Origin of the sequence: Pseudomonas sp. NCHU5216 (genome assembly GCF_052156495.1) — a bacterium.
In the GTDB taxonomy this organism is placed as follows: Bacteria; Pseudomonadota; Gammaproteobacteria; order Pseudomonadales; family Pseudomonadaceae; genus Aquipseudomonas.
In genome coordinates this window covers 196,013-219,674 of sequence record NZ_JBQLIX010000004.1, presented here as the reverse complement: position 1 = coordinate 219,674, position 23,662 = coordinate 196,013, and the positions used below count along the sequence as shown (strand labels likewise).

The following is a 23,662-nucleotide window of genomic DNA, read 5'->3' as shown; positions in this document are numbered from 1 at the left end:
CCAGGCTGTAGGGTGCGCTGCGCGCACCATGAGCGGCGCCTCGGCACTCCCTAGGATTGTCGGCTGTACATCCGGCACTCGGCCAGCAGCGCCAGCAGGTTGGGGTCGCGCTCGCGGGCCTTGAGGAATACCACGCCGATATGCTGCTGCAGGTGGTACTTGGCCTGCAGCGGGATGAGCTTCACCCGGTTCTCGTACACCGCCGCCACCCGTCCCGGCAGCAGGGCGTAACCCACCCCTGAGCTGACCATGCTGAGCAGGGTGAAGATGTCTTTCACCTGCATCGCCACCTTGGGCTCGAAGCCGGCCTGCTGGAACACCCGCTCGCCGTCACGGAAGGTGGCGTAGCCCTGGGTCAGGGTGATGAAGGTGTCGTTGCGCAGCTCGGCCAGATCCACCTCGGCGTGATCGGCGAAGGGCGAGTCGTTCGGTGCAGCGAGGAAGATGTCGTCGGAGAACAGTGCCAGTTGCTCGCAGTCCGGGTCGCTGACGCCGTCGTCGAGGGCGATGAGGATGGCGTCCAGCTCCATGTTCTTCAGCTTGTACAGCAGGTCGACGTTGGAACCGAGCACCAGGTCGATATTCAGCTCGCTGCGCCGCAGTTTGAGGCCCATGATCAGTTGCGGCACGGTCTTCACCGTCAGCGAATAGAGCGCGCCGAGCTTGAAGCGCTCGGCGCCGAAGCCCGCCGCCTGGCGGGTCAGGCGCACCATCTCCTGGGCATCCTGAATCAGCTTCTGCGCTTTCTCCTCCAGCACGTAGGCGCTTTCCAGCGGGATCAGGTTGCGCCCCTCGTGCTTGAACAGCGGGCAGCGCAGGGCGCTCTCCAGCGAATGAATGGCGCGGTGCACGCTGACGTTGCTGGTCTGCAGCTCACTGGCGGCGCGCGCCAGATTGCCGCTGCGCATGAAGGCGAGGAAGACCTCCAGCTTTTTCAGGGTCAGTTCTTCATCGATCAGCATCGTGCAGTTCCCTCAGGCGCGGTGGGCCATTGTGCCGCATCCACGCTGTCGAGCGGTGAATCGTCCTCGGGGTTGTCGGCAGATGGCGCGCCTGTCTGAAATGCCCGCGCGTTTGTCATTTCAATAATGTTGATGTGATAGCCGCTCAGGGGCTACCGTACAGGCAGCCCTGCATCGCCACCTGCGCCATGCTCCGTCCCCGCCTGAGGAATACCGCCATGAACGACTCCGCCTCGCTGCCCACGACCTCCGGCCTGAAGGCCCTGCAAGCCTTGATCCGCGGCGAACTGCCGGCGCCTTCCATCGGCGAGACCATGGGCATCCAGGCGGTGCAGGTGGAGGTGGGTAGCATCACCCTGGAGGGCCGCCCGGATCAGCGTCATCTCAACCCGGCTGGTGCCGTGCATGGCGGCTTCGCCGCCACCTGCCTGGATGGCGCCGCGGCGCTGGCGCTGTTCTCCACCCTCGAGGTGGACGTGCCGCATTCGACGGTGGATCTCAACGTCAAGTACGTGCGCCCGTTGCGCTCCGGTGAGGTCTATCTGGTGCGCGGCTGGGTGGTCGAGCGCACCCGCAGCCTGGCGATCTGCGACGCGCAGATCGTCGATGCGCAGGGCAAGCTGTGCGCCAAGGCCACCACCACCTTCGTCATCGGCACGGCCAGATCATGAAGGCGCTCATGGTTCAGGGCGCTGGCCAACTGGCCTGGGTCGAGGCACCCGACCCGCAGCTCGCCACGCCGGCCAGCGCGCTGGTGCGGCCAATCGCTTCGGCGTCCTGCGATCTGGATCGACGCCTGATCGCCGGCACTACGCCGTTCAAGCCGCCCTTTGCCCTGGGCCATGAATGCGTGGCCGAGGTGCTGGAAGTGGGTTCGGCGGTGCGCAACCTGCGCCGTGGCGATCTGGTCTCGGTGCCCTGGAAGATCGCCTGCGGCACCTGCGCCCAGTGCCTGGTCGGGCGTTCCAGCGCCTGTATGGCGGTGCCGCCCATGGCCTGCTACGGCGTGCCGGCGGGCGGGCACTGGGGCGGGCTGTTCTCCGAGCGGGTGATGGTGCCTTTCGCCGACGCCATGCTGGTGCCTTTGCCAGCGGGGCTCGACCCCGTGGCCGTTGCCAGTGCCAGCGACAACCTCACCGACGCCTGGGTGGCCGCCAGCCGCCCGCTGGCCACGCGGCAGGATGCTCGTGTGCTGGTGGTCGGTGGCACGGAAAGCCTCGGCGTACTCGCCGTGCAGATGGCCCGGGCTGCTGGTGCGACCAGCGTGGATTACCTCGATGATCATCCCCTGCGCCAGCGACTGGCGGCCAGCAGTGGCGCCGGGGTCGATCTGATGGCGCGCGACCTCGACCGCAGCTACGACCTGGTGATCTCTGCCACCCGCGATCACCAGGCGCTGCGCCGTGGCCTGCTGGCGCTGGCGCCCGGCGGGCATTGCTCGTGCATCGGCATCATCTTTGACGACCCGAAGATCCCGCTGTTCGACATGTACCTGCGCGACGTCACCTTCTCGGTCGGTGCCTGCAGCGTGCGGCAGCATATCCCCAAGGTGCTCGATCTGGTGCACAGCGGTCGCTGCGATCCGTTGCTGGTCGAGCCGCAGGTGGTGGGCTGGGAGGAGGCGCCGCAAGCGCTGATTCAACCGCTGACCAAGTGCATCGTGGTGCGCGAGCGCAGCACCTGATGGCCTCAGTTGAGCTGCTCGGCCAGTGCTCGCATCACCCGGCGCCAGGCCTCCTGGCCGTCGGCGTCGGTACTGGCCAGCGCTTCGCGCAGGGTGCGCCGTTCCAGCTCGGTGGCCTCGGCCTCCAGCGCCGTGCCGGCCTCGCTGAGTGCCAGCAGCTTGAAGCGATGCCGGCCCGGCTCGCGGCTGTATTGCACCAGTTGCTGATCGAACAGATGCGACAGCGGGCGGTGCAGCGCCTGGTTGCTCACACCCAGGGTGCTGGCCAGTTCGCCGACGCTGATTGCTTCGGTACGGGCGATCACATACAGGATGCGATGATGCACACGGGACAACCCGCGCCCTTCGAGAAAGCGGTCGGCCGCCACCGTCAGGCCACGGAAGCCGAAATGCAGCAGCTCGAGACTGGTGTCGAGCGGGTCCAGCGACTTCAGGTTCACGGACGCCGTGTTGATCTTTTTCTCGATGACCATGGGATATTCGCCCTGGTTGAAATGACGCACAGCCTAAGGCTTGCACCAGCCTCCTCACAACACGACACAGGAACACGCCCATGCAACTGATCTACGCCGCCGCTTCACCCTTCGCCCGCAAGGTTCGTGTGCTGGCTGCCGAAACCGGGCTGCTGGGGCGTATCGAACTGCTCGATACCGCTGTGCTGCCGACCACGCTGAACGAGCGGGTCAACGTCCTCAACCCGCTGGGCAAGATCCCGGTGCTGCTGACCGACGAGGGCCAGGCGCTGTACGACAGCCGGGTGATCTGCGAGTACCTCGATACCCTGCACCCAGGGGCGAAGTTGCTGCCCGACGGCGCCGCGCGCTGGTCGGTGCTATGCCTGGCGGCGCTGGCCGACGGCCTGATGGATGCTGCCCTGCTGGCGCGCTATGAGCGCGGTGTGCGACCCGCCGAACTGCAATGGCCAGCCTGGCTGGATGGTCAACTGGGAAAGATCCAACGGGCGCTGGCGGAGCTGGAGCGCCGGGTCGAGCAACTGCAGGGGCCGCTCGACCTGGGGCAGATCGGCGTCGCCTGCGCTCTGGGCTACCTGGACTTTCGCCTCGCCGGCCTCGACTGGCGCGCCGCGCATCCCGGTCTGGCGGCCTTCCAGCAGGCCTTCGCCCAGCGCCCCTCGATGCAGGTCAGCGCGCCGGTGTGAATGCACTCAAAGACGGAAGCGCGTCAGCAGCGTACTGAGCGCCACGGCCAGGCGCGACAGCTCCTGGCTCGCCGCAGTGGTCTGGTCGGCACCAGCCGAACTCTGCAGCGACAGATCACGGATATTGACCAGGTTGCGGTCAACTTCGCGGGCCACCTGCGCCTGCTGTTCCGAGGCGCTGGCAATGACCAGATTGCGCTCGTTGATGGTTCCGATGGCCTCGGTGATCTCATCCAGTGCAGCACCAGCGGACTGCGCCAGTTCCAGGGTCGAGTCGGCGCGCTCCATGCTGGCGTTCATGGTCGCCACGGCCTGCTCGGTTTCCTTTTGGATGGCGCCGATCATCTGCTCGATCTCGCCCGTGGACTGCTGGGTACGCTGAGCCAGCGCGCGGACTTCATCGGCTACCACGGCAAAGCCGCGTCCTTGCTCGCCGGCACGCGCTGCCTCGATAGCGGCGTTGAGCGCCAGTAGGTTGGTCTGGTCGGCGATGGCGCGGATCACGTTGACCACCTGGCCGACGTTGCGCACATTGCCGGCGAGCAGGCTGACCTCTTCCCCCGCGCTGCCGATGTCCGCCGTCAGCAGGCGGATCGAGTCGATGGTTCGGCCGACCTGGGCATGACCATGACGCGCACTCTGATCGGTATCGTGCGTGGCTTGCGAGGTGCTCACGGCATTGCGCGCCACTTCCTCCACCGCTGCGGTCATCTCGGTCACGGCAGCGACGGCCTGCTCGATTTCGGCATTCTGTTGATACAGGCCCCGCCTGCCGTCTTCGGTGACCGCGTGCAGCTCCTCGGACGAGGAAGCCAGCAGGCTGGAGGAGTCGGCGACCTGTTGCAGGGTCTCGCGCAGGTTATGGCGCATGGTGTCGAGTGCCTGGAGCAACTGCGCCGGTTCATCCGTCCCGGTGTCGGAGATGTCGTGGTTGAGGTCGCCAGCGGCGATGTCTTGGGCGATGCTGACGGCCTGAACGAGTGGTTGGGTGATACTCCGTGTGAGCAGCAGCGCGAGGACAATGGTGCTGGCGATGGCGGCTACAAGGGCGATGAGCACGACCTCGATGGCGTTGCTGTAGGCTGACTTGCTTTCGCTAGCAGCCAGCTTGGCGCCTTTCTCGTTCTGCCGTACCAAGGCCTGCAAGGCGACGACGACGGCATTGGCATGCGTGCTCAAGTCGCCTGCGACCAGTTGTTGAACCTGAGCTTCATCGCCCGCGCTCATCGCATTCATGACCTGCGCCTGCGTGTTCATGTAGCGTTCGCGCTCATCCCGAAAACGCTCATAGACATGCTGCTCTTCGTCCGAATTGATCAGCGCGACATAGGCCTGCTCGGCTTGCTCAAGGAGATGCGTGCACTGTTCTATCGTCGCCTGATCGGCGGCCCATTGCTGTGCGTCGCGGATGATATGAGCGCGCAGAGTCAAGGCGCGCACCCTGGACATGTTCATGCTTATGTCTTCGAGGGCCAGTATGGCCGGCAACCAGTTCGTTGCGACGTCATCGGACGCGGCGTCCATGCGCTTCATCTGCGCCAGGGTGATGCCACCCAGCAGTAATACCAGCAAGGCCAGCAGGGCGAAGCTTGCCGCCGCTCGCGTACCGATACGGAGTTTTCTCAACAACATACGAACCTCATGACAGAACGGAGAGCTTGGCTCGGCTCAGTGGATCGGCAGGGTGAGCGCTAGCGAGGTATCCGCTGAATGCCGGGCAGGTCGGCGAGTGCGAAGTCCGGGCGGCCGAACAGGTAACCCTGCAGCCAATCGCTGTCGAGGCTCCTGGCGCGCTGCAGATCTTCTTGCGTCTCGATGCCCTCGACGATCACGCAGGGCGCCAGCGTCTTGCACAGCTCCAGCAGGTACTTGAGGGTTCGCTCGCCTTGTGTAGTGGTGCGGGCACGCTGGATATAGCTCTGGTCGATCTTGATGATGTCCGGCTGGCTCTGCTGGATGAAGGCCAATGTGCCGAAGCCCGAACCGAAGTCGTCTACCGCCACTTGGCAGCCGCTGTTGCGCAGGTGCGTCACCAGTTCCACGGCGCTGCTGTGGCAGGGCGGTACGGTGCTTTCGGTGATTTCCACGACCAGCCGCCGAGCCACGGAATGGTCGGCCTCCAGCGCTTCCAGCGTGCTGTCCCAGTCCTGATCCCAGACCGTGCTCAGGGCCGAGATGTTGCAGCCCAGGGTGAGTGTGGGATGCGCCTGTAGCAGGCCGATCAGGGTGTTCAGCACGCGGTGATCCAGTGGGCGGATGACGTGCAGGCGTTCGAGCAGCGGAAAGGGGTTGAAGCCCAGCCCGCCACCTTCATGGCGCAACAGGCTTTCTCGATAGAGGATCTGCTCGGGGTCATGCGCCGCGACCACCGCCTGGAAGGCCAGGCAGAAGTGCCCACGCTGCAGTTCGTCGTAGAACAGGTGGGCGCGTTGCAGGTCGTCCAGTGCCTCGGGGGCGATGGGCGGCATGAGAGAGGGGTTGCGGATCATGCCCGCGCCCCGTGGCAGAACCTGCATATCGCTGGGCCGTACATCTTTCATTCCTTTGGCGAGGCCGTTGTCGAGCACAGCAACGCGCGTGACGGCGAGAGCCAAACGCCCTTGCCGATGCGGGTTTAAACAAAGCCTGGAGAGTGGTGACGCTGTCGCGATTGCGCCCGCCTGGGCAGGGCGCTCCGCCGCGCAGGCAGCCTCGCTGCGGTGGGCGGACAGGCATCCGCTGTTCTCGGCCAAGGCTGTGAACAGCTAGGTACTATCGTCCCATTCCTGGGCTGGGCAGGAGAAGTGTTCTCAGATACCAATCGCATGTCCACGGAGTCACCACCCCGGTGGCCCGTGGCTCGAACGAGATACAGGAGTTTCGATGCATTCGCTTACCACGTCCTGCTTCCAGGTGCTGTTCAAGGCCTTTGCTGGCCGTGACTCAGCTATTCCGGGGCTGGAGCAGATGCTTGCCAGCGCTGCCCAGATTCCCGTGCTGCAGGTCTACCGTTTTCTCGAGGCGCAGGTGGCCGAGAGCGGTGACCTGGATCTGGGCTTGCGTGCCTACGCACATTTCCATCCCAGCCTGCTGGGGGTGAAGAGCTACGCCATGATGTCCAGCGCGACCCTGAAGGACGCACTGCAGCACATGGTGGATTACCACCCGCTGACCAGTGATGGCTCGCACCTGTTTCTGGAGCAGGATCAGGCCCAGCTCAGGCTGGTGGGGCTGGAGATAGGGGCCGTGCGGCGTCAGGCCCCACGGGCCTTCATCGATGCCGGGGCGGCCCTGGCACTGGCGGCGGTGCATTGGCTGGCGCCCTTCCAGCGGCCGATGCCACTGATGCTGGAGCTGACCTATGCGCAACCCGAGGACACCCGAGCACTACGGCGGCTGTTTGGCGCCGAACTACGCTTCGGCGCTGCCAGGAACTGCATGACCTTCAGTCTGGCCGATGGTGCGATTGCCTTGCCGACGGCCGCGCCAGCGCTGCATCCGTTGCATGTCGAATACGCCAGAACCTGGCTGGACGAGCAGGTCGACGGCTCGCTCGAAGCCAGAGTCCGCCGGGTGCTCAGCACCCAGCTCAGCCTGGGTATCAGCCCTGGCCTGGGCGAGGTGGCGGATCAGCTCGGCATGAGCAGGCGTAGCCTGCAGCATGGCCTGATGCGCGACGCGGTGAACTTCACCCGTTTGCTCGACGACACGCGGCGGCGGCATGCGTCCAGCCTGTTGCGCAACAGCACACGCAGCCTCAAGTACATCTCCGCGCAACTGGGTTTTCGTGACCAGAGCAGCTTCCACAAGGCCTGCATGCGCTGGTTCGGCGTGTCGCCCCAGCACTATCGGCTCACACCCGCTGCGCTCGAGGGTAGCGCCTGAGCAGCAGCCAGGCGCGTCCGTCGATTGTTGGCTCTGCCGGGGGACAAATCTGTTGTTGTCACTTATCATACGTCTGACAACTGCATAGACGGTTGTTCATCCCGGCGCTGCAGCCGGGCCTCATTCAGTGTCCCCGGGTGACCTCGTCGCCCCTCTGACAGGAGAACACCATGCTGAGTCTGACTGGCCACAACTATATCGGCGGTGAGCGCCGCGCTGCCGGCACCACCCGGCTCGAGAGCCTCGACGCCAGCAGCGGTGAAGCGCTGCCCTACAGCTTCATCCAGGCCACGGCGGAAGAAGTCGACGCTGCCGCCCAGGCTGCCGCCGCCGCTTACCCCAGCTACCGCAGCCTGTCGGCCGTGCGCCGTGCCGAGTTCCTCGAGGCCATCGCCGACGAGATCGACGCCCTGGGCGATGACTTCGTCGCCCTGGTCTGCCGTGAAACCGCGCTGCCGGCTGCCCGTATCCAGGGTGAACGTGGTCGTACAAGTGGCCAGATGCGCCTGTTCGCCAAGGTGCTGCGCCGGGGTGACTTCTACGGTGCCCGTATCGACCGCGCCCTGCCGGATCGTCAGCCGCTGCCGCGCCCGGATCTGCGCCAGTACCAGATCGGCGTCGGCCCGGTCGCCGTGTTCGGCGCCAGCAACTTCCCCCTGGCCTTCTCCACCGCCGGTGGCGACACCGCGTCCGCCCTGGCGGCCGGCTGCCCGGTGGTGTTCAAGGCGCACAGCGGCCACATGGCCACCGCCGAATGCGTGGCCGATGCGGTGATCCGCGCCGCCGAGAAAACCGGCATGCCCAAGGGCGTGTTCAACATGATCTTCGGTGGCGGCGTCGGCGAGATCCTGGTCAAGCACCCGGCCATCCAGGCGGTCGGCTTCACCGGTTCGCTGAAAGGCGGTCGCGCCCTGTGCGACATGGCCGCTGCCCGTCCGCAGCCGATCCCGGTGTTCGCCGAGATGTCCAGCGTCAACCCGGTGATCGTCCTGCCGGGTGCGCTCGCGGCCCGCGGCGCTACCGTGGCCAAGGAATTGGCCGGTTCCGTGGTGCTGGGCTGTGGCCAGTTCTGCACCAACCCGGGCCTGGTCATCGGCATGCGCAGCGCCGCGTTCAGCGATTTCGTCGCGGCCCTCAGCGACGCCATCGCCAGCCAGCCGGCACAGACCATGCTCAACGCCGGCACCCTGCGCAGCTACGCCAGCGGCCTGGCACACCTGCACGCCCACGCCAAGGTCACTCACCTGGCCGGCAACGAGCAGGCCGGCAACCAGGCGCAGCCGCAACTGTTCAAGGCCGACGTCAGCATGCTGCTCGAAGGTGACCCGTTGCTGCAGGAAGAAGTCTTCGGCCCCACCACCATCGTCGTCGAAGCCGCCGACAGCGCCGAACTGACCCGTGCCCTGCAGAGCATGCACGGGCAACTGACCGCCACTCTGATCGCCGAGCGTGACGATCTGAGCGCCTTCCGCGACCTGCTGCCGCTGCTGGAGATGAAGGCTGGCCGTGTGTTGCTCAACGGCTACCCGACCGGCGTGGAAGTCTGCGATGCCATGGTGCACGGCGGCCCCTACCCGGCCACCTCCGATGCCCGTGGCACCTCCGTCGGCACACTGGCGATCCACCGCTTCCTGCGCCCGGTGTGCTACCAGAACTACCCGGACGAGGTGCTGCCCGAAGCCCTGCAGAACGCCAACCCGCTGGGCATCCAGCGCCTGGTCGATGGCGTGCATACCCGTGATGCGCTGAGCTGAGCAAGGCCAGCCGTGCCACGGCTGCGCGACTGGCTCAGGAGGCTCTGCCAGCTCTCGCCCTTGCGAGGCTGGCGGAGCAAGCATGTTCGGCGCAACGAAAAGCTCCAGATGATCTGGAGCTTTTTCATGCAGGCCTCACTTGCTGGTGGCCTGTGCTTGCGGATCGCTCATGCCGTCGTTGATCTCGATGCCTTGCTTGACCATCTGGCGAATCAACCCGGCGCGTACATCGGGGAGATTGAGCAAAGAAGCCTTGCGGATTCTCGCCACCTCTTCCGCGGTGTAGGGCTGGTAGTGCTCCGGCATGCTGGCGCCAGCCATGCCATTCTTGTCCAGCAACCAGTTGAGCAGGTCGGCCAGTTGCGCATTGTTCAACGCTGATTGCGACATGCCCGGCACGCGCACGAGAAACTCACGCCCGCCCTCGACCTTGAGGAAATTGCCGACGAAGCCCTTCATCTTCGGCGTGTCGTTGGCCTTCGAGCCCGTGCCGTCACCGAGGTGGCAGCCGGCGCACTGCAGTTGATAGTTCACCGGCGTGCTGTAGCCCGCTTGTGAAATCGGCTTCTGCGGTGCTTCGTTACCTGGCGCGTGCTTCTGATTCGGATCCGGGATGGCACGTGCCATGGCCTGTGGAAGGGCCATGGCAGAGGCCAGCGCAATGATCAGTGGCAAACGCATGGCAGTGCTCCTGGCTCAGATTGCCACGCCACGGATGATCGAGACCGTGCAGTGGTAAATATGCGACTTGGCCGCGAGGCACCAGTTGACGTCGTTGTTGTTGAACGGCCGGTACAGCGGCTCCTCACTGTCGTTGCGGGTACAGGCGCACTGGGCGCAGCTGTGCTTACCGCAGCAGTCGTTGTAGGAAATGATGTAGTCCTTGCCGTCTGCCGGGTTGCGGCAGGTGCCGATCCAGGTCACCTGAGAGGCTTCGGTGCCCGGTGGGCAGGAGGTGACGGAGCCGCCGCAGCAGGAGCAGAGGAAGCCGTCTATGGAGCAGTAGCGCCAGTAGTCGCAGCTATTGGGGTCGCCTGGATCCCCGGCCTGCGGGTTTTCGGCGGCCAAGGCCTTGCTGGTGCGGTCGATGGGCAGCAGCACCGGCAGGGCGGCACCGGCCACCATCATTGAGCCGAGGCGACCGAGGAAGTTGCGCCGCGAGGTGGTGTCGGCCACGTGGCGAGTGGAGCGTTCGAACAGGCGGTCTAGCAATTTCATGTCAGGGCTCCCTGGCTCAGTGGTTGTGCACGCCTTGGGCGGGCTGGCTGTTATGCAGGTACTGCTGGAGGGTGGCGCTGCCCAGGTGTTCGGTCTCGAACAGGCTGTCGAGGTGCTCACGGGAGTTGACCAGGCCCTTGGCACGCAGCACGCCGCCGTTGTCGATCAGCGCGGCGTAGGGCAGCTTGCCGATCTGGTAGGTCATGCCCACTTCCGGGCCGACCACATAGGTGGCGTCTTCCAGCTTGTGCTCGGTGATCAGCGCCTGCTGCGCGTCCATGTCACCGTCGCTGACGTAGACCACGTCGAGGCGATGGGCCTGCTCCTTGGCGATGGACTTGATGGCCGGCAGCAGCGATTTGCAGATCGGGCAGGTTGGCGAGAGGAAGAACAGCAGTTGCGCCTTCTCGCCGGCGTAGCCGAAGTTCACCGGGCGACCGTGACGGTCGGCGGCGGTCACTTGCGGGGCGGGCTCGTTGACGGCCACGCCTTTGTCGACCATCAGTGCGCCGGCGGGCGCCAGGCGACCATGCAGCACGCCGATCTGACGAACCAGGCCCATGATGGCGAAGGCCAGGGCGATCAGCAGGCACCACAGCAGAATGTTAGAAACGATCAGAGCTTCCATGATTCACCTTCCGATGAGTTTGAGCAGACGGGGACCGTTGGCCAGCAGGCCTTCGGCGGTGGCGTAGATGAGCAGGGTCACGGCACTGGCGGCGATGACGACGAAAGCGTCGAACAGGCCCAGGCTGCGGCTCAGTGGCGGCAGGCTCGCAACCAGCGCCAGACCTACCAGAACGGCATTGCGTGCCAGTAGCTGCGGGCGGATCGGCTGAGCTTGCTCCGGGCCCGAGCAGCCGCAGTCGATGTCGCGGCGGCCGCGCCACAGGTTGATGGCGATGGCCAGCGCGTAACCGGCCAGCAGTGCGGCGGCGCCGAGTGCCGCCAGGTGGCGAGCGGCCGGTACCAGCAGAGCGAAAGCCAGGGCAGCCTCGATCCAGGGCAGCGTGCGGGCAACCGGACGTACCAGGGCCGAGGGCAGCAACTGGTAATCCTCCAGTTGATTGGCGAAGCGGGCTGGCGCACGCAACTTGTGGGTCGCGGCGCTGGCCAGGATCACCGTCACAGTGAGTGCGGCGGTGATGATGAAGATCGGATCAGGTTGCATGGGTGCACCTCACCAGTGGCTGAGGATCTGAGTCGCGGTCTTTTGGATGCCTTCCATGGTGCCGGTATGCTTGCCACTTTTCAGATCGAAGACTTCCAGGCCGCCAGTGACGTTGACGCCGAGCAGCAGCGGATTGTCGTCGTTGGTGGCGTTCAGGCTCCAGACCGGGGCAGGGGCTTCCAGGGTGCCGACACGCTTGTGCGTCTTGAGGTCGAAGGCCCAGATGATCGGGCTCGGGTCTTCCCACTTCATCGGCTCATGGGCGTCGTGCATCAGTACGTAGAGGCGGTTGAGCTTCGGTGCCACCGTGATCAGTTGCCAGCCGCCCGGCGCCCAGCCAGCCTTCTTGTCGGCAGCGTCGGTCACCAGTTCCCAGGCGGGGAGAATATTCGGCTGCTTGCCGGAGAAGTCCACGGCGCGCACGGTGCCGGTGGTGCTGACGAAGTAGTAGGTGTCGCCTACGGCGTAGGCGCGTTCCACCAGCTTCTCGGTGTTGGGGTCGAAGAACGCGGTATTGCTGCGGGCGACCTCCTTGCCTTCGTCGTTCAGTGTCACCACCTGCAGGTTGCCGTCGCCGCAAAGTGCGGCGAAGCGGCGCTTGCCCACCGGGTAGTTGAGCATGCAGCCGGGCATGGCGATCTCGCCAGCGACGGTCTTGGCCTGGGTATCTACCACGGTCACCGAGGTGGAGGGGGTGAAGTTGAAGACGTAGACGAAGCGGTCGTCGCTGCTGGTGCCCAGGGAATAGCGTTGGGTCAGGGCCTCGATACGTTTGCTGGGGATCACCACTTCCCAGTCCGGAGACAGGGTGCTGGTGTTCCAGGCGGTGAGCACGTCGGTGCGGGTGCCGCGGGTGCCGCGTGAATAGAACAGATCGGCGGTGTACAGATACTTGCCGTCCCGGCTCAAGGTGGAGGGTGCGGCGAAGCCGGTGCTGACCATGCCGAGCATTTTCTTCTTGTCCGGGTCGACGACAACCACACGACCCGTCACGAAGTTATCGAACTCCACATCGACGATGTAGGCGCGATGTGGCTCGGGGGGGAAAGGAAGGGTGGTTTGTCCTATGCCTGGGTCGGCCGGTAGCTCGGCGTGGGCATTTCCCAGGCCGATGAGCGTGATGCTCAGTGCAAGCGAGGCATGGGCGAGGATCCTGTTTATTCGCATAGGGGGGCTCCCTGATTTTTTGAAATGGATCAACGAGTGCGGAATGAGCCGCTAGCCCTAGTATGCTGCTTGGTTTCCTGGCCGGACTTTAGTGTCCGTGCCATTCGGTTTCCCGTTCGTGCCAGTATCCAGGCTGGCTGTGCCAGCACAGGATCGAGCATTCGCAGGGCGCCAGTCGATTGCGGCGCGCTGATCGGCGACCTCGGCGGGCCTCCGAGCGGTTTACCTTTCGCGTGGCCAGGTGTTGGTCAGCAGGAACGCCACTGCCAGTGCCACAGCAGTGGTCGTTGCTGAGGCCGCCAGTGCGGCCTTGAGCCGTAGTCAGGTACGGAACTGTTGCATGAGCTCTTGCTGGTGGTTGGCGAGCTCGTTGAGCTGGTGGCTGACATGGGCGGATTGATCGGCCTGGCCGGCAAGGGATTCGGTCACATTGCGAATCGCCTCGACATTGCGGTTGATTTCCTCGGCGACGCTGCTTTGCTCTTCAGCGGCGCTGGCGATCTGCAGGTTCATCTCGGTGATGAGGCTGACGGCCTTGTCGATGCGTTCCAGTGCGGCCACGGCCTGTTGCACCTGGCTGACGTTGCGCTGCGCCTGGCCATGGCTGGCTTGCATGGTCTGACTGACTTCATGGGTACCGTTCTGCAGGTTTTCGATGACCTGGCGGATTTCTTCTACCGAGTCCTGGGTGCGCTTGGCCAGGTTGCGCACCTCATCGGCGACCACGGCGAAGCCGCGCCCGGCCTCACCGGCACGGGCCGCCTCGATGGCGGCGTTGAGGGCCAGCAGGTTGGTCTGCCCGGCGATGGAGAGGATCACTTCCAGCACGGAGCCGATCTGCTCGCTGCTTTGCGCCAGGCTCTGTAGCTGCACCATCCCCGCGTTCATTTCCCGTGCCTGGGCCTGAATCGCTTCCGTGGTCTCGGTGATCACATTCAGGCCTTCACGACTAGCGGTATCGGCATTGCGTGCTGCATCGGCTGCCTGCGCCGCACTCTGCGCCGAGGTGTTGGCTGTCGCGGACATCTCGTGCAGGGCGGTGGCCACCTGGTCTATCTCGCGGAACTGATGCTGCATGCCCTCGCTGATCTGGTGGGCGATCTGCGCGGATTGGTCTGCTGTATGGCGGGCGTCGCTTACCGTGCCTTGAACCTTGGCGATCACGGGCTGTAGCTTGTCCAGGAAGCGGTTGAAGGCCAGGGCCAGTCGGCCTAGCTCATCGCGTCGGGCATAGTTCAACCGGCGGGTCAGGTCGCCCTCGCCATCGGCGACGTCTTCCAGCATCCCGGCCAGGCGCAGCAGTGGCCGGGTGATGCCGCGCGCGGTCAGCCAGATCATCGCCACGCCGAGAAAAGCTGCAGCCAGGCCGAGGCCGAACTCCAGCACGGAGCGTTGAACCAGCTCTTGTTCCATGCGTGCTTTCATGGCCTCGGCAGGGGCCAGCAAAACCTGCTCGGGCACGCTCAGCAGAATGCCCCAGGGCTTGCTGCCGGCAAGCGGGATCAGGGGTTGCAGCACGCCTAGGCGTTTCTCCAGGGAGATGGCATGAGGCTTCGTATCGCTCAGGTGGGAGAGAATCTCGTCAGCCTGATTGGGCAGCACCTCCTGCAAGGTCTTTCCCAACTGCACGGCATCCTGACTATGGGCCGCCAGCAGGCCCGCCGGGCTGATGATGCTGACCGAGCCTTGGCCTTCGTACAATTCGTTGCTGGCGGACAGGGCGTCCTGTTGCAGGCTGTCGAGGCTGATGTCGAGGCCGATCACCGCCACGACCTTGCCGTTCTCCATCAGTGGGAAGGCCACGCTGGTGACCAGTCGGCGGGTGCCCGACGAGTCGTCGAAATAAGGTTCCAGCAAGCATAACTGGCCGCTGTCCCGGGGGCAGGTGAAGAACGCATTGAAGGGGGCACCGCTCGGGCCGGGCGAGGTATCGGCCAGCAGTGACTCGTCGCCAAGCACGGCCTGCAGCTCACCGGGCTTGGCTTGCAACCAGTAGAGGGCGAAGCGACCGGCATCGTTGCTGCCCAGGTCGTTCTGCCCGCGGAACTGGCCGTCCTGGCCATCGAGGGCATCGGGCTGGAAGATCAGGAACAGGCCGAGCAGTTCCGGGCGTTGCTCCAGGGCCTTGCGCAGCTCGCTGGTCAGCCTGCTGCGCAGTTGCTCCGGGGGCATCTCGCCCTGGGCGGCCAGCTCGCGCAGGTACATCAGGTGGCGGGCCAGCCCCAGGCCGTATTCGTGCGCGCGGGTGAAGCTGCGCTGGATGCGCAGCGCCTGTACCTGGCCTTGCGCCTGCAGGTTCAGGCGTGCGGCCTCGGCGAGCATCTGGGAGCTGGAGTCCTTGACCCGTTCGGTGCTGGCACGGGTCTCGTAGAGGGACAATCCCACCAGCATGGCCACTATCAGAATCAGGCAAAAGCTGACCAGCAGAGTGATCTTGCTTTGGATGCTCAAATTGGCTCCAGGCATCGTGTGGCGCTCCGCAAGAGATCGGGACACCAGCGCCCCGCAGACAATCAGAACTGAGTAACGAACACCAGTTGGCTATAGAGGTTGCGATCGTCGTTACCTAGCTGGGTACCGCCCTGGTTTGCCTGGCGGTCAGGTTGGTACAGCCCAACGACAGGCATCACGATCAGGTTTTCGCTGACCGCCCACTCAGCATAGACATCCAGCTCACGCCCGTCGAAATTACCCAGGTTGCGATCCAGGGTATTGAAGTCGAACCAGAGGGCACCGACGCTGAGGTTCTCCAGCGGCGACACCTTGAGGGCCACGTGATGAACCTGGGTATTGCTGTTGAACGGCCCGGCGTAGTTGGCCGCGACCTCGCCCTGGAACCAGGTGCCATAGCCCCGGCTGAAGCCGAAGAACAACGGGTCGTAGCCTTCCGAGAAGCGGCTGTAGCGATAGTTGACGCTGGGGCTCCAGGTCACGTCGGAAAAGGTCCAGCCGGCTTCCAGGTACCAGGCGTCTTCCTTGCCGCCGCTCTTCCTGTCCTGCCAGGCATACTCGCCGGAAAGGAACAGGTTCTCTACCCCCGCATTACCCTGGCCGCGCACGCTGTAGGTCTTCATGCCGTCACGCCCGAGTTGCGCGGGTGAGGCGTACTGCTTGTCGATATCGCGGATATCGATGACGGTCAGGCCCAGGGTGCCGGCGTCGGAAACATGCTCCAGAGTACCCACCAGCATCTCCGGCTTGGCCTGGGCGCGGTTGTCCGACTTGAGCCACATCAGGTCGCCACGCAGGCCCTGGTTGCCGCCCAGACGCAACACGGCGGTCTGGTCGAAGGCCTTGCGCGCTGCCAGCCAGTAGGCGCCGCCGCGATCGAACTCGCCATCGGCCAGGCCATTGCCCAGGTTCAGGGCGTCGCCATTGATCAGGAAGCCATCACCGACACGGATGTTCTGACGGCCGAAAGACAGATCCACACCGTCTTCGCCGAGGGCCTCGAAGAGGTTGCCCGAGCGCCAGCCCAGGTAGGCGTCCTCGATCTTGGTGGTGCGCTCGGAGCCGTCGGTGAAACCGGCGGCATCCCCGTCGCCCCAGGTGCCCGAACTCAGCAGGTTGAAGGCGCCGTAGCCGGTTCCCGAACCGGCCAGGCCCTGGTCGAAGCTGATGCCGTACTTCACGTAGCCTTCGCGCCAGGACGAGGTCCCCTCTTTCTTGCTGCCGCTGGTGGCGTAGTTTTCCCGACTGTGGAACAGGCCGAAGGCGGCCTCGAGGTTGGCGTTCAGATGAGTGTCATCGTCCGCATACAGCTCGTAGGCGCTGGCTTGAGTCGCGGTGCCGATCAGGAGGGCGAGAGAGGAGAGTCGTAGTAGACGGGACCTGTGCATGGCGGTTTCCTTGTTCTTAGTATGGGTGCAGGCGTGTGGCTTTGAGCGGATACTAAGACGCCATGAAGAACCTGCCTTGTGCGTCTTTGCCAAGGACTTGATCCTCTGTGCCAGATTAGCCTAGCAGGGAGTGGGTGAGAGTAGGGCGAGCCTGCTCGATTGAGAGTGCGCGCGATGCAGAAACCGGCCCGAGGGCCGGTTGTTCAGCATTTGTAACCTGCGTTACTGCGCCTGTGGGCGTTTCAACACCAGGGTCAGGATGTCGTAGCTGGCCACCAGCTCGCCGAGCTGGTTGCTGACTTCCACGTCCCAGGCCACCACGCCTTGCGGTTCGCCTTTGGGGCTCTTCTTGCCCTGGTCGATCTTGCGCTTGCAGGTCAGGCGCGCCTGGATGGTGTCGCCGATGCCTACCGGGTTGATGAAGCGCAGGCTGTCCAGGCCGTAGTTGGCCAGCACCGGGCCCGGTGCCGGGGAGACGAACAGGCCGGCGGCGGCGGAGAGCACGAAGTAGCCGTGGGCGATGCGCTTGCCGAACTGCGACTCGGTAGCCGCCAGCTCGTCGAAGTGCATGTAGAAATGATCGCCCGACAGGCAGCCGAAGTTGACGATGTCTGCTTCGGTGACGGTGCGGCGATGAGTCAGCAGGGATTCACCGATCTGCAGTTCATCGAAGTAGCGGCGGAACGGATGCACCTCGCTCTCGATCACCTGAGCGCCGCGCACGTGCTCGCGGGTCACCGCCGCCAGCATGGTCGGCGAGCCCTGGATGGCGGTGCGTTGCAGGTAATGCTTAACCGCACGCAGGCCGCCCAGCTCCTCGCCGCCACCGGCGCGCCCCGGGCCGCCATGCTTGAGTACTGGCAGCGGTGAGCCGTGGCCGGTGGATTCGGCAGCGGCCTGGCGATCAAGGATGTGCACGCGGCCGTGCAGAGCAGCCATCACTGGCACTGCGCGGGCGGCGACGGCGGGATCCCTGGTGACCAGGCTGGCCACCAGGCTGCCCTTGCCGCGGGCGGCCAGGGCGATGGCTTCGTCCAGGTCGTCGTAGGCCATCAGCGTGCTCACTGGGCCGAAGGCCTCGATGTCGTGGGCGCCGCCTTCGGCGTGCGGGTCGCGGGCGCGCAGCAGGGTGGGGGCGAAGAAGGCACCTTCGTTGACGCCCTCGCCACGGGGGGCGAAGCCGTCCTGGGCACCGAACAGCAGCTCGCTACCGGCCAGCAGGGCATTCACTCGTTCGCCAACGTCGGCCTGCTGCGCGTGGGAAGCCAGGGCGCCCATCTTTACGCCTTCCACCGAGGGGTCACCCACTACCACCTTGGCCAGGCGCTCACGCAGGCGTTCGGCCACGGCGTCGATGTGTTTCGCCGGGACGATGGCGCGGCGAATGGCGGTGCACTTCTGCCCGGCCTTCACCGTCATCTCGCGGGCCACTTCCTTGACGAAGAGATCGAACTCCGCATCGTCCGGGGTGACCTCCGGGGCGAGGATGGCGCAGTTCAGCGAGTCGGCCTCGGCATTGAAGGGGATCGAGTTGCGCACCAGGTTGGCATTGACGCGCAGCTTGGCGGCGGTGTCGGCGGAGCCGGTGAAGGTCACCACGTCCTGGCCCTGCAGGCGGTCGAGCAGGTCGCCGGTGCCGCCGATGATCAGTTGCAGACTGCCTTCGGGCAGCAGGCCGGACTCATGCATCAGGCGCACCGTGGCCTCGGTCAGGTAGCTGGTGGCGCTGGCCGGTTTGATGATGCAGGGCATGCCGGCGAGGAAGGTGGGAGCGAATTTTTCCAGCATCCCCCAGATGGGGAAGTTGAAGGCGTTGATGTGCACGGCCAGGCCGCCGCGCGGCACCAGGATGTGGCTGCCGGCGAACAGGTTCTGCTTGCCCAGGGCCATGGCTGGGCCTTCGTGGACGATGTTGCCGGAGGGCAGCTCACGGGCGCCGACGCCGGCGTAGGCGAACAGGGTGCCGGTGCCGCCCTCGATGTCGATCCAGCTGTCGGCACGGGTGGCGCCGCTGTGGTGGGAAATGGCGTAGAGCTGTTCCTTGCGCTCGTTGAGGTACAGCGCCAAGGCCTTGAGGCGCGCGGCGCGCTGCTGGAAGTCCAGGGCCATGAGCGCCGGGATGCCGCGCGAGCGACCGAAGTCCAGGGCTTCGGCGAAGTCCAGCGCCTCTTCGTGGGTGCGGAACAGGGGCTGGCCGTTGACCGCGCTACGCAGTAGCTGGGCGCCGTGTTGGCCGATCCAGCGGCCACCGATGAAGCTTTGCAGGGTGGGGGCGTTGCTCATGGGAATTCTCCGTGACAAGGGCCGGCACCTGGGGTACCGGCCGGGGTTCGTGGTTGGCCTACCAGAGGGCGAGGGTGTAGCCGAGGATCAGGCGGTTCTCGTCGAGGTCGGTGCTCAGGCCGTTACCCGAGCGAAAGGTGACGTTGCGCCAGCGCAGACTCAGGCTCTTGAGGGCGCCGCTCTGGATGACGTAGGCGAGGTCGCTGTCGCGCTCCCACTCTTCGCCGCGATCGCCGCTGGCGGTCTTGGCGTTGCGGCCGTCGACGTAGCGGGTCATGAAGCTCAGGCCCGGCAGGCCAAGGGCGGCGAAGTCGTAGTCGTAGCGCAGTTGCCAGGCGTCCTCCTCGGCGCGGGTGAAGGTGTTGTAGGTCACCAGGTTCACCACGTAGGGGTCGCCGCCGTTGAGGAAGGGAAAGGCGCTGCTGCCGGACATGCGTTGCAATGCCGCGCTGAGGCGGTGCCCGCCGTTGCTCAGGCTGAACATGGCATTGAGGTTGCGGTTGTCGATGCGCCCGGCGCGTGCGGCGCCGTCGCCACGGCTGTCGAAGTAGCGCAGGTCGCTCTTGAGGCTGAAGCCGCCCGGCAGCGGCAAGCTGTGCACCAGGCCGACGAACTGCTGGCGGTAGATACCATCGAGCTTGCCGTAGTAGTAGCTGGCGACCAGTTGCGGGTTGATGGCGTAGCTGCCACCGGCGAAATCGAAGGCGTCGCTGCTGGCGGCGCTATAGCCGATGTCGTCTCGCCCCGAGGAGTCGCGCAGGTTGACGCGGGTCAGGCGGCCAGCGTTGAAGGTCAGGCCGTCCAGCTCCTGGCTGGTCAACATCCCGCCCTGGAAGGTGGAGGACAGCAGGCGAGTATCGTTGTAGCTGACCACGGGTAGCACCGGCTGCAGGGTGCCCAGGCGCAGCACGCTCCTGGAGGCGCGCAGCTTGGCGGTCAGCCCCAGCTCGCTATAGTCGTCCACCGGCTGCTTGCCGTTGGGGCCGAAGGGCAGCAGGCCGGTGCCGCGGCGGTCACGGCTGGAGTCCAGCTTGATGCCGAGCTGGCCGATGGCGTCGAGGCCGACGCCGATGCTGCCCTCGGTGAAGCCGGACTCGATCCGCGCGGTGAAGCCCTGGGCCCATTCTTCGGCCTTGGACTGAGCGGCGCCGGGTTGGCGAAAGTCGCGGTTGAGGTAGTGGTTGCGCAGCTCCAGGCTGGCCTTGCTGTCGTCGACGAAGTCGGCCAGGGCTGGCGTGGCCAGAGGCAGAACCAGGGTGGCGAGGAGCGCTAGGGTACGGTCGAGGTTCATTGTTGTTGTGTCCGTCAATCCGTTGGGTTAGTGGCGGCTGGCAGTGCTGGCACCGATGCCGGTCATGGAGCGAATGAACTGCGCCAGGTAGCGGCCGCGCTCCTGGCGGGCGCGCTCGGAGGTGTCGGTCACCGACAGCAGCCAGGCGCTGAAGAAGGCCAGGCTCATGGAGAACAGCGCCGGGTTGGAGTAGGGGAACAGCGGCGCCTCGTGGTGCAGCACGTTGACCCATACCGCCGGGCTCAGCACCAGCAAAACGATGGCCGAGAGCAGACCGGCAACGCTGCCGGCGACCGCGCCACGGGTGGTCAGGCCTTTCCAGAACATGGAGAGGAACAGCACCGGGAAGTTGACCGAGGCGGCGATGGCCAGCACCAGGCCGGAGAGGAAGGCGATGTTCTGCGACTCGAAGAGCAGCCCGAGGATCACCGCCAGCACGCCGACAGCGAGGGTGGCGATGCGTGATACGCGCATCTGCTCGCGCTCGCTGGCCTTGCCCTGGCGCATCACGCAGGCGTACAGATCGTGGGACACGGCAGAGGCAGCGGACAGCGCCAGCCCGGCCACCACGGCGAGGATGGTGGCGAAGGCCACGGCGGAGATGAAACCGAGCAACAGGCTGCCGCCCACCGCCTGCGACAGATGCACCGCCACCATGTTGCCGCCGCCGATGATGGCGCCAGCCGCGTCGCGGAATTCAGGGTTGGTACCGACCATGACGATGGCGCCGAAGCCGACCACGATCAGCAGCAGGTAGAAATAGCCAATGAAACCGGTGGCGTAGAACACGCTCTTGCGCGCTTCACGGGCGTCGCTGACGGTGAAGAAGCGCATCAGGATGTGCGGCAGGCCGGCGGTGCCGAACATCATGCCGAGCCCCAGAGAGATGGCATCGATGGGGTTCGACAACAGCCCTCCCGGCGCCATGATCGCGGTGCCCTTGGCGTGTACCTCGGTGGCGGCGGCGAACATCGCCTCGGTGCTGAAGCCGAAGTGGCGCAGCACCATGAAGGCCATGAAGCTGGTGCCGCAAAGCAGCAGTACCGCCTTGATGATCTGCACCCAGGTGGTGGCCAGCATGCCGCCGAAGGTGACGTAGCAGACCATCAGCACGCCCACCAGCAACACCGCCTGCAGGTACGACAGGCCGAACAGCAGCTCGATCAGCTTGCCGGCACCGACCATCTGCGCCACCAGGTACAACAGCGCCACGGTGAGGGTGCCGAAGGCAGCGGTGATGCGGATCGGTCTCTGCTCCAGGCGGTAGGAGACCACGTCGGCGAAAGTGAACTTGCCCAGGTTGCGCAGGCGTTCGGCGATCAGGAAGAGGATGATCGGCCAGCCGGCGAGCACGCCGAGGGCGTACAGCAGGCCGTCGTAGCCGTTGATGAACATCATTGCCGAGATGCCGAGGAAGGACGCCGCGCTGATCATGTCGCCAGCGATCGCCAGACCGTTCTGGAAGCCACTGAGGCCGCCGCCGGCGGTGTAGAAGTCGGCGGTGGAGCGGGTGCGCAGCGCGGCCCAGCGGGTAATGCCGAGGGTGAACAGGACGAAGGCCAGGAACATGTAGATGGCCGTCCAGTTCAGCGGGCGGCCGCTGTCGGCGGCGAAGGCCAGCGGCGAGGCCAGCAGGCCGACGCCGAGCAGCAGGGAGGTGAGTGCTTTCATGGGGCGAGCACCTCTTTGACCTTGTCGTTGAGCGGATCGATGACGCTGTTGGTACGCGTGACGTAGATACCGGTGAGGGCGAACGACAGCAGGATCACGCCGACGCCCACCAGCATGCCGACGCTGGTGACGCCGCCGCTAAGGGACTGGCCGAGCACGCCGGGAGCGAAGGCCACCAGCAGCACGAAGCCGTAGTAGACGACCAGCATGGCGGCGGTGAGGGACCAGGTCAGACGCTGCTTGCGCCGTACCAGTTGGATGAAGTCCGGGTGTTGCTGGATGCGTTCCAGTTCGTGCGGGCTCATGGTTGCTCTCTCTTGTTGTGTTTGTCAGAGGCGGTGCGACGCAGGTGAAGCGGGTGGAGTCTTTTGCAGGAGCGAGTTCTGCTCGCGAAACCTTGGCTTGAGCATGTGTTCGTTCTCGAGCGGAGCTCGCTCCTACGATTCGGGTGACGCCTTGGCGGGGCGCTGTCAGAGCTGGTCGAAGTCGAGAACCACCTTGTCGCTGAGCGGAAAGGTCTGGCACGACAGCACGTAGCCGGCGGCCACCTCGTAGTCCTCCAGGGCGAAGTTGCTATCCATCTCCACCTCGCCCTCGATGACCCTGCACTTGCAGGTGGAGCACACCCCGGCCTTGCACGAGTAGGGCAGTTCCAGGCCCTGGGCGTTGCCGGCGTCAAGCACGCTCTGGCTGTTGCGCGGCAGATCGAAGGTGAGCTCGCGGCCATCGCTGATCACGGTGATCCGGCTCAGGGCGCTGTCCGCACCTTGGGCCGCCTCGCGGGCTTCGCGGCGTTGCTGGCTACCGGCAGCGGCGAACAGCTCGAAGTGCACGCGCTCGGCGGGCATGCCGTGCTCCTGCAGCAGGTCGCGCACGGTTTCGGTCATCGCCTGTGGGCCACAGATGAAGGCGGCGTCCAGGGCCTTGACGTCGATCCAGCGGCTGAACAGTTGGTTGCACTTGTCGGCATCGATACGGCCGTTGTACAGGTCGACGTCCTGTTGCTCGCGGCTGAACACGAAGATCAGGTTCAGGCGTTGCAGGTAGCGGTTCTTCAGTTCTTCCAGTTGCTCGCGAAACAGCGCCGAGGCACTGGAACGATTGCCGTAGAGTAGGGTGACGCGGCTCTTGGGCTCGTTTTCCAGGGTGGTCTTGATGATCGACAGGATCGGCGTGATACCGCTGCCGGCGGCCACCGCCAGGTAGTGGCCTGTGCGGGCCGGGTCGAGTTCGACATGGAAGTGACCGGCGGGCGGCATCACCTCCAGCCGTTGGCCGGCCTTGAGGCTTTCGTTGGCGTAGGCCGAGAAGCGTCCGCCGGCGACGCGCTTGATGGCCACGCGCAGCTCACCGTCGTTGGCGCCGGTGCAGATGGAGTAGGAGCGGCGTACTTCCTCGCCGTCCAGTTGTGCGCGCATCACCAGATGCTGGCCCTGGGTGAAGCGGAAGGTATCGGCCAGCTCGCCGGGAATGTCGAAGGCGATGGACACCGCGTCGCGGGTCTCGGGACGTACTTCCTTGATGGTGAGGCTATGGAACTTGCTCATTGTCGTTCTCCGGCGCAGGAACGGCGGCGCATGCATGCAGCGCTCGCGGCGG

General features: G+C 65.3%; 21 protein-coding genes and 1 pseudogene. 5 read left to right on the top strand and 17 right to left on the bottom strand.

Features of this window, described 5'->3' with window-relative positions; all coding sequences use genetic code 11:
- Window positions 1–50: 50 nt before the first annotated feature.
- Window positions 51–962 (bottom strand): LysR family transcriptional regulator, encoded by a 912-nt coding sequence (locus ACSVIK_RS05355; RefSeq protein ID WP_442443324.1) that lies wholly within the window; start codon window positions 960–962, stop codon window positions 51–53.
- 218 nt (window positions 963–1,180) lie between these two features.
- Between ACSVIK_RS05355 and ACSVIK_RS05350 the strand changes: the two genes are divergently transcribed.
- Window positions 1,181–1,633: a PaaI family thioesterase gene (locus tag ACSVIK_RS05350; protein WP_442443323.1), complete on the top strand. Its 453-nt coding sequence runs from the start codon at window positions 1,181–1,183 to the stop codon at window positions 1,631–1,633.
- Window positions 1,634–1,641: 8 nt separating this feature from the next.
- The gene (locus tag ACSVIK_RS05345; RefSeq protein WP_442443322.1) at window positions 1,642–2,646 is read left to right on the top strand and encodes a zinc-dependent alcohol dehydrogenase; all 1,005 of its coding nucleotides are present in this window, start codon (window positions 1,642–1,644) and stop codon (window positions 2,644–2,646) included.
- A 5-nt stretch (window positions 2,647–2,651) separates the two neighbouring features.
- Here the strand turns inward: ACSVIK_RS05345 and ACSVIK_RS05340 are convergent, their stop codons facing one another.
- Window positions 2,652–3,119: a MarR family winged helix-turn-helix transcriptional regulator gene (locus ACSVIK_RS05340; protein WP_442443321.1), complete on the bottom strand. Its 468-nt coding sequence runs from the start codon at window positions 3,117–3,119 to the stop codon at window positions 2,652–2,654.
- An 80-nt stretch (window positions 3,120–3,199) separates the two neighbouring features.
- Between ACSVIK_RS05340 and ACSVIK_RS05335 the strand changes: the two genes are divergently transcribed.
- Entirely contained in the window at window positions 3,200–3,805 is a 606-nt protein-coding gene (locus ACSVIK_RS05335) for a glutathione S-transferase (RefSeq protein ID WP_442443320.1), read from the top strand.
- A gap of 6 nt (window positions 3,806–3,811) precedes the next feature.
- Here the strand turns inward: ACSVIK_RS05335 and ACSVIK_RS05330 are convergent, their stop codons facing one another.
- Window positions 3,812–5,437: a methyl-accepting chemotaxis protein gene (locus tag ACSVIK_RS05330; protein WP_442443319.1), complete on the bottom strand. Its 1,626-nt coding sequence runs from the start codon at window positions 5,435–5,437 to the stop codon at window positions 3,812–3,814.
- 59 nt (window positions 5,438–5,496) lie between these two features.
- Window positions 5,497–6,294 carry an EAL domain-containing protein gene (locus ACSVIK_RS05325; RefSeq protein ID WP_442443318.1) on the bottom strand — a complete coding sequence of 266 codons (798 nt, stop codon included), beginning with the start codon at window positions 6,292–6,294 and terminating at the stop codon, window positions 5,497–5,499.
- Between the two features lie 373 nt (window positions 6,295–6,667).
- Here ACSVIK_RS05325 and ACSVIK_RS05320 point away from each other — a divergent pair, with 373 nt between their 5' ends.
- Window positions 6,668–7,669, top strand: a complete 1,002-nt coding sequence (locus tag ACSVIK_RS05320; RefSeq protein WP_442443317.1) for an AraC family transcriptional regulator ligand-binding domain-containing protein — start codon at window positions 6,668–6,670, stop codon at window positions 7,667–7,669.
- 170 nt (window positions 7,670–7,839) lie between these two features.
- Window positions 7,840–9,423 carry an aldehyde dehydrogenase (NADP(+)) gene (locus tag ACSVIK_RS05315; RefSeq protein WP_442443316.1) on the top strand — a complete coding sequence of 528 codons (1,584 nt, stop codon included), beginning with the start codon at window positions 7,840–7,842 and terminating at the stop codon, window positions 9,421–9,423.
- Between the two features lie 135 nt (window positions 9,424–9,558).
- On the opposite strand, the gene ACSVIK_RS05310 is transcribed toward ACSVIK_RS05315, so the two are convergent.
- The 13 genes and pseudogenes from ACSVIK_RS05310 to paaE form a co-directional block, all read right to left on the bottom strand.
- Entirely contained in the window at window positions 9,559–10,104 is a 546-nt protein-coding gene (locus ACSVIK_RS05310; protein WP_442443315.1) for a cytochrome C, read from the bottom strand.
- A 15-nt stretch (window positions 10,105–10,119) separates the two neighbouring features.
- Window positions 10,120–10,641: a methylamine dehydrogenase light chain gene (locus ACSVIK_RS05305; protein ID WP_061237223.1), complete on the bottom strand. Its 522-nt coding sequence runs from the start codon at window positions 10,639–10,641 to the stop codon at window positions 10,120–10,122.
- A 16-nt stretch (window positions 10,642–10,657) separates the two neighbouring features.
- Entirely contained in the window at window positions 10,658–11,269 is a 612-nt protein-coding gene (gene mauD, locus ACSVIK_RS05300; RefSeq protein WP_442443314.1) for a methylamine dehydrogenase accessory protein MauD, read from the bottom strand.
- Between the two features lie 3 nt (window positions 11,270–11,272).
- Window positions 11,273–11,812, bottom strand: coding sequence for a MauE/DoxX family redox-associated membrane protein (locus ACSVIK_RS05295; RefSeq protein WP_442443313.1), 540 nt, complete (start codon window positions 11,810–11,812; stop codon window positions 11,273–11,275).
- 9 nt (window positions 11,813–11,821) lie between these two features.
- Window positions 11,822–12,979 carry an amine dehydrogenase large subunit gene (locus ACSVIK_RS05290; RefSeq protein ID WP_442443312.1) on the bottom strand — a complete coding sequence of 386 codons (1,158 nt, stop codon included), beginning with the start codon at window positions 12,977–12,979 and terminating at the stop codon, window positions 11,822–11,824.
- A 321-nt stretch (window positions 12,980–13,300) separates the two neighbouring features.
- On the bottom strand, window positions 13,301–14,056 hold the full coding sequence (locus ACSVIK_RS05285) for a methyl-accepting chemotaxis protein (protein ID WP_442443344.1): 756 nt from the start codon (window positions 14,054–14,056) through the stop codon (window positions 13,301–13,303).
- Between the two features lie 102 nt (window positions 14,057–14,158).
- Window positions 14,159–15,151 (bottom strand): annotated as a pseudogene (locus ACSVIK_RS05280) (HAMP domain-containing protein); the annotation flags it as partial.
- 341 nt (window positions 15,152–15,492) lie between these two features.
- Complete coding sequence (locus ACSVIK_RS05275; RefSeq protein WP_442443311.1) at window positions 15,493–16,818, bottom strand: hypothetical protein; 1,326 nt, start codon at window positions 16,816–16,818, stop codon at window positions 15,493–15,495.
- Window positions 16,819–17,040: 222 nt separating this feature from the next.
- Entirely contained in the window at window positions 17,041–19,101 is a 2,061-nt protein-coding gene (gene paaZ / locus ACSVIK_RS05270; protein ID WP_442443310.1) for a phenylacetic acid degradation bifunctional protein PaaZ, read from the bottom strand.
- 58 nt (window positions 19,102–19,159) lie between these two features.
- Window positions 19,160–20,392, bottom strand: coding sequence for an OprD family porin (locus tag ACSVIK_RS05265; RefSeq protein ID WP_442443309.1), 1,233 nt, complete (start codon window positions 20,390–20,392; stop codon window positions 19,160–19,162).
- 27 nt (window positions 20,393–20,419) lie between these two features.
- Entirely contained in the window at window positions 20,420–22,063 is a 1,644-nt protein-coding gene (locus ACSVIK_RS05260; RefSeq protein WP_442443308.1) for a cation acetate symporter, read from the bottom strand.
- The gene (locus tag ACSVIK_RS05255) at window positions 22,060–22,368 is read right to left on the bottom strand and encodes a DUF485 domain-containing protein (RefSeq protein ID WP_442443307.1); all 309 of its coding nucleotides are present in this window, start codon (window positions 22,366–22,368) and stop codon (window positions 22,060–22,062) included. Before ACSVIK_RS05255 ends, ACSVIK_RS05260 begins: the two co-directional genes overlap by 4 nt.
- Before the next feature lie 165 nt (window positions 22,369–22,533).
- The gene (gene paaE / locus ACSVIK_RS05250; protein ID WP_442443306.1) at window positions 22,534–23,610 is read right to left on the bottom strand and encodes a 1,2-phenylacetyl-CoA epoxidase subunit PaaE; all 1,077 of its coding nucleotides are present in this window, start codon (window positions 23,608–23,610) and stop codon (window positions 22,534–22,536) included.
- Window positions 23,611–23,662: the final 52 nt, after the last annotated feature.

Excerpts from the sequence above, each read along its gene's own strand:
- ACSVIK_RS05335 (WP_442443320.1), top strand. The coding sequence starts at position 3,200 with ATGCAACTGATCTACGCCGCCGCTTCACCCTTCGCCCGCAAGGTTCGT.
- ACSVIK_RS05325 (WP_442443318.1), bottom strand. The coding sequence starts at position 6,294 with ATGATCCGCAACCCCTCTCTCATGCCGCCCATCGCCCCCGAGGCACTG.
- ACSVIK_RS05275 (WP_442443311.1), bottom strand. The coding sequence starts at position 16,818 with ATGCACAGGTCCCGTCTACTACGACTCTCCTCTCTCGCCCTCCTGATC.
- ACSVIK_RS05340 (WP_442443321.1), bottom strand. The coding sequence starts at position 3,119 with ATGGTCATCGAGAAAAAGATCAACACGGCGTCCGTGAACCTGAAGTCG.
- ACSVIK_RS05330 (WP_442443319.1), bottom strand. The coding sequence starts at position 5,437 with ATGTTGTTGAGAAAACTCCGTATCGGTACGCGAGCGGCGGCAAGCTTC.
- paaE (WP_442443306.1), bottom strand. The coding sequence starts at position 23,610 with ATGAGCAAGTTCCATAGCCTCACCATCAAGGAAGTACGTCCCGAGACC.
- paaZ (WP_442443310.1), bottom strand. The coding sequence starts at position 19,101 with ATGAGCAACGCCCCCACCCTGCAAAGCTTCATCGGTGGCCGCTGGATC.
- ACSVIK_RS05305 (WP_061237223.1), bottom strand. The coding sequence starts at position 10,641 with ATGAAATTGCTAGACCGCCTGTTCGAACGCTCCACTCGCCACGTGGCC.
- ACSVIK_RS05315 (WP_442443316.1), top strand. The coding sequence starts at position 7,840 with ATGCTGAGTCTGACTGGCCACAACTATATCGGCGGTGAGCGCCGCGCT.
- ACSVIK_RS05285 (WP_442443344.1), bottom strand. The coding sequence starts at position 14,056 with ATGCAGCATCAGTTCCGCGAGATAGACCAGGTGGCCACCGCCCTGCAC.
- ACSVIK_RS05345 (WP_442443322.1), top strand. The coding sequence starts at position 1,642 with ATGGTTCAGGGCGCTGGCCAACTGGCCTGGGTCGAGGCACCCGACCCG.
- ACSVIK_RS05255 (WP_442443307.1), bottom strand. The coding sequence starts at position 22,368 with ATGAGCCCGCACGAACTGGAACGCATCCAGCAACACCCGGACTTCATC.
- ACSVIK_RS05290 (WP_442443312.1), bottom strand. The coding sequence starts at position 12,979 with ATGCGAATAAACAGGATCCTCGCCCATGCCTCGCTTGCACTGAGCATC.
- mauD (WP_442443314.1), bottom strand. The coding sequence starts at position 11,269 with ATGGAAGCTCTGATCGTTTCTAACATTCTGCTGTGGTGCCTGCTGATC.
- ACSVIK_RS05265 (WP_442443309.1), bottom strand. The coding sequence starts at position 20,392 with ATGAACCTCGACCGTACCCTAGCGCTCCTCGCCACCCTGGTTCTGCCT.
- ACSVIK_RS05295 (WP_442443313.1), bottom strand. The coding sequence starts at position 11,812 with ATGCAACCTGATCCGATCTTCATCATCACCGCCGCACTCACTGTGACG.
- ACSVIK_RS05310 (WP_442443315.1), bottom strand. The coding sequence starts at position 10,104 with ATGCGTTTGCCACTGATCATTGCGCTGGCCTCTGCCATGGCCCTTCCA.
- ACSVIK_RS05260 (WP_442443308.1), bottom strand. The coding sequence starts at position 22,063 with ATGAAAGCACTCACCTCCCTGCTGCTCGGCGTCGGCCTGCTGGCCTCG.
- ACSVIK_RS05350 (WP_442443323.1), top strand. The coding sequence starts at position 1,181 with ATGAACGACTCCGCCTCGCTGCCCACGACCTCCGGCCTGAAGGCCCTG.
- ACSVIK_RS05355 (WP_442443324.1), bottom strand. The coding sequence starts at position 962 with ATGCTGATCGATGAAGAACTGACCCTGAAAAAGCTGGAGGTCTTCCTC.
- ACSVIK_RS05320 (WP_442443317.1), top strand. The coding sequence starts at position 6,668 with ATGCATTCGCTTACCACGTCCTGCTTCCAGGTGCTGTTCAAGGCCTTT.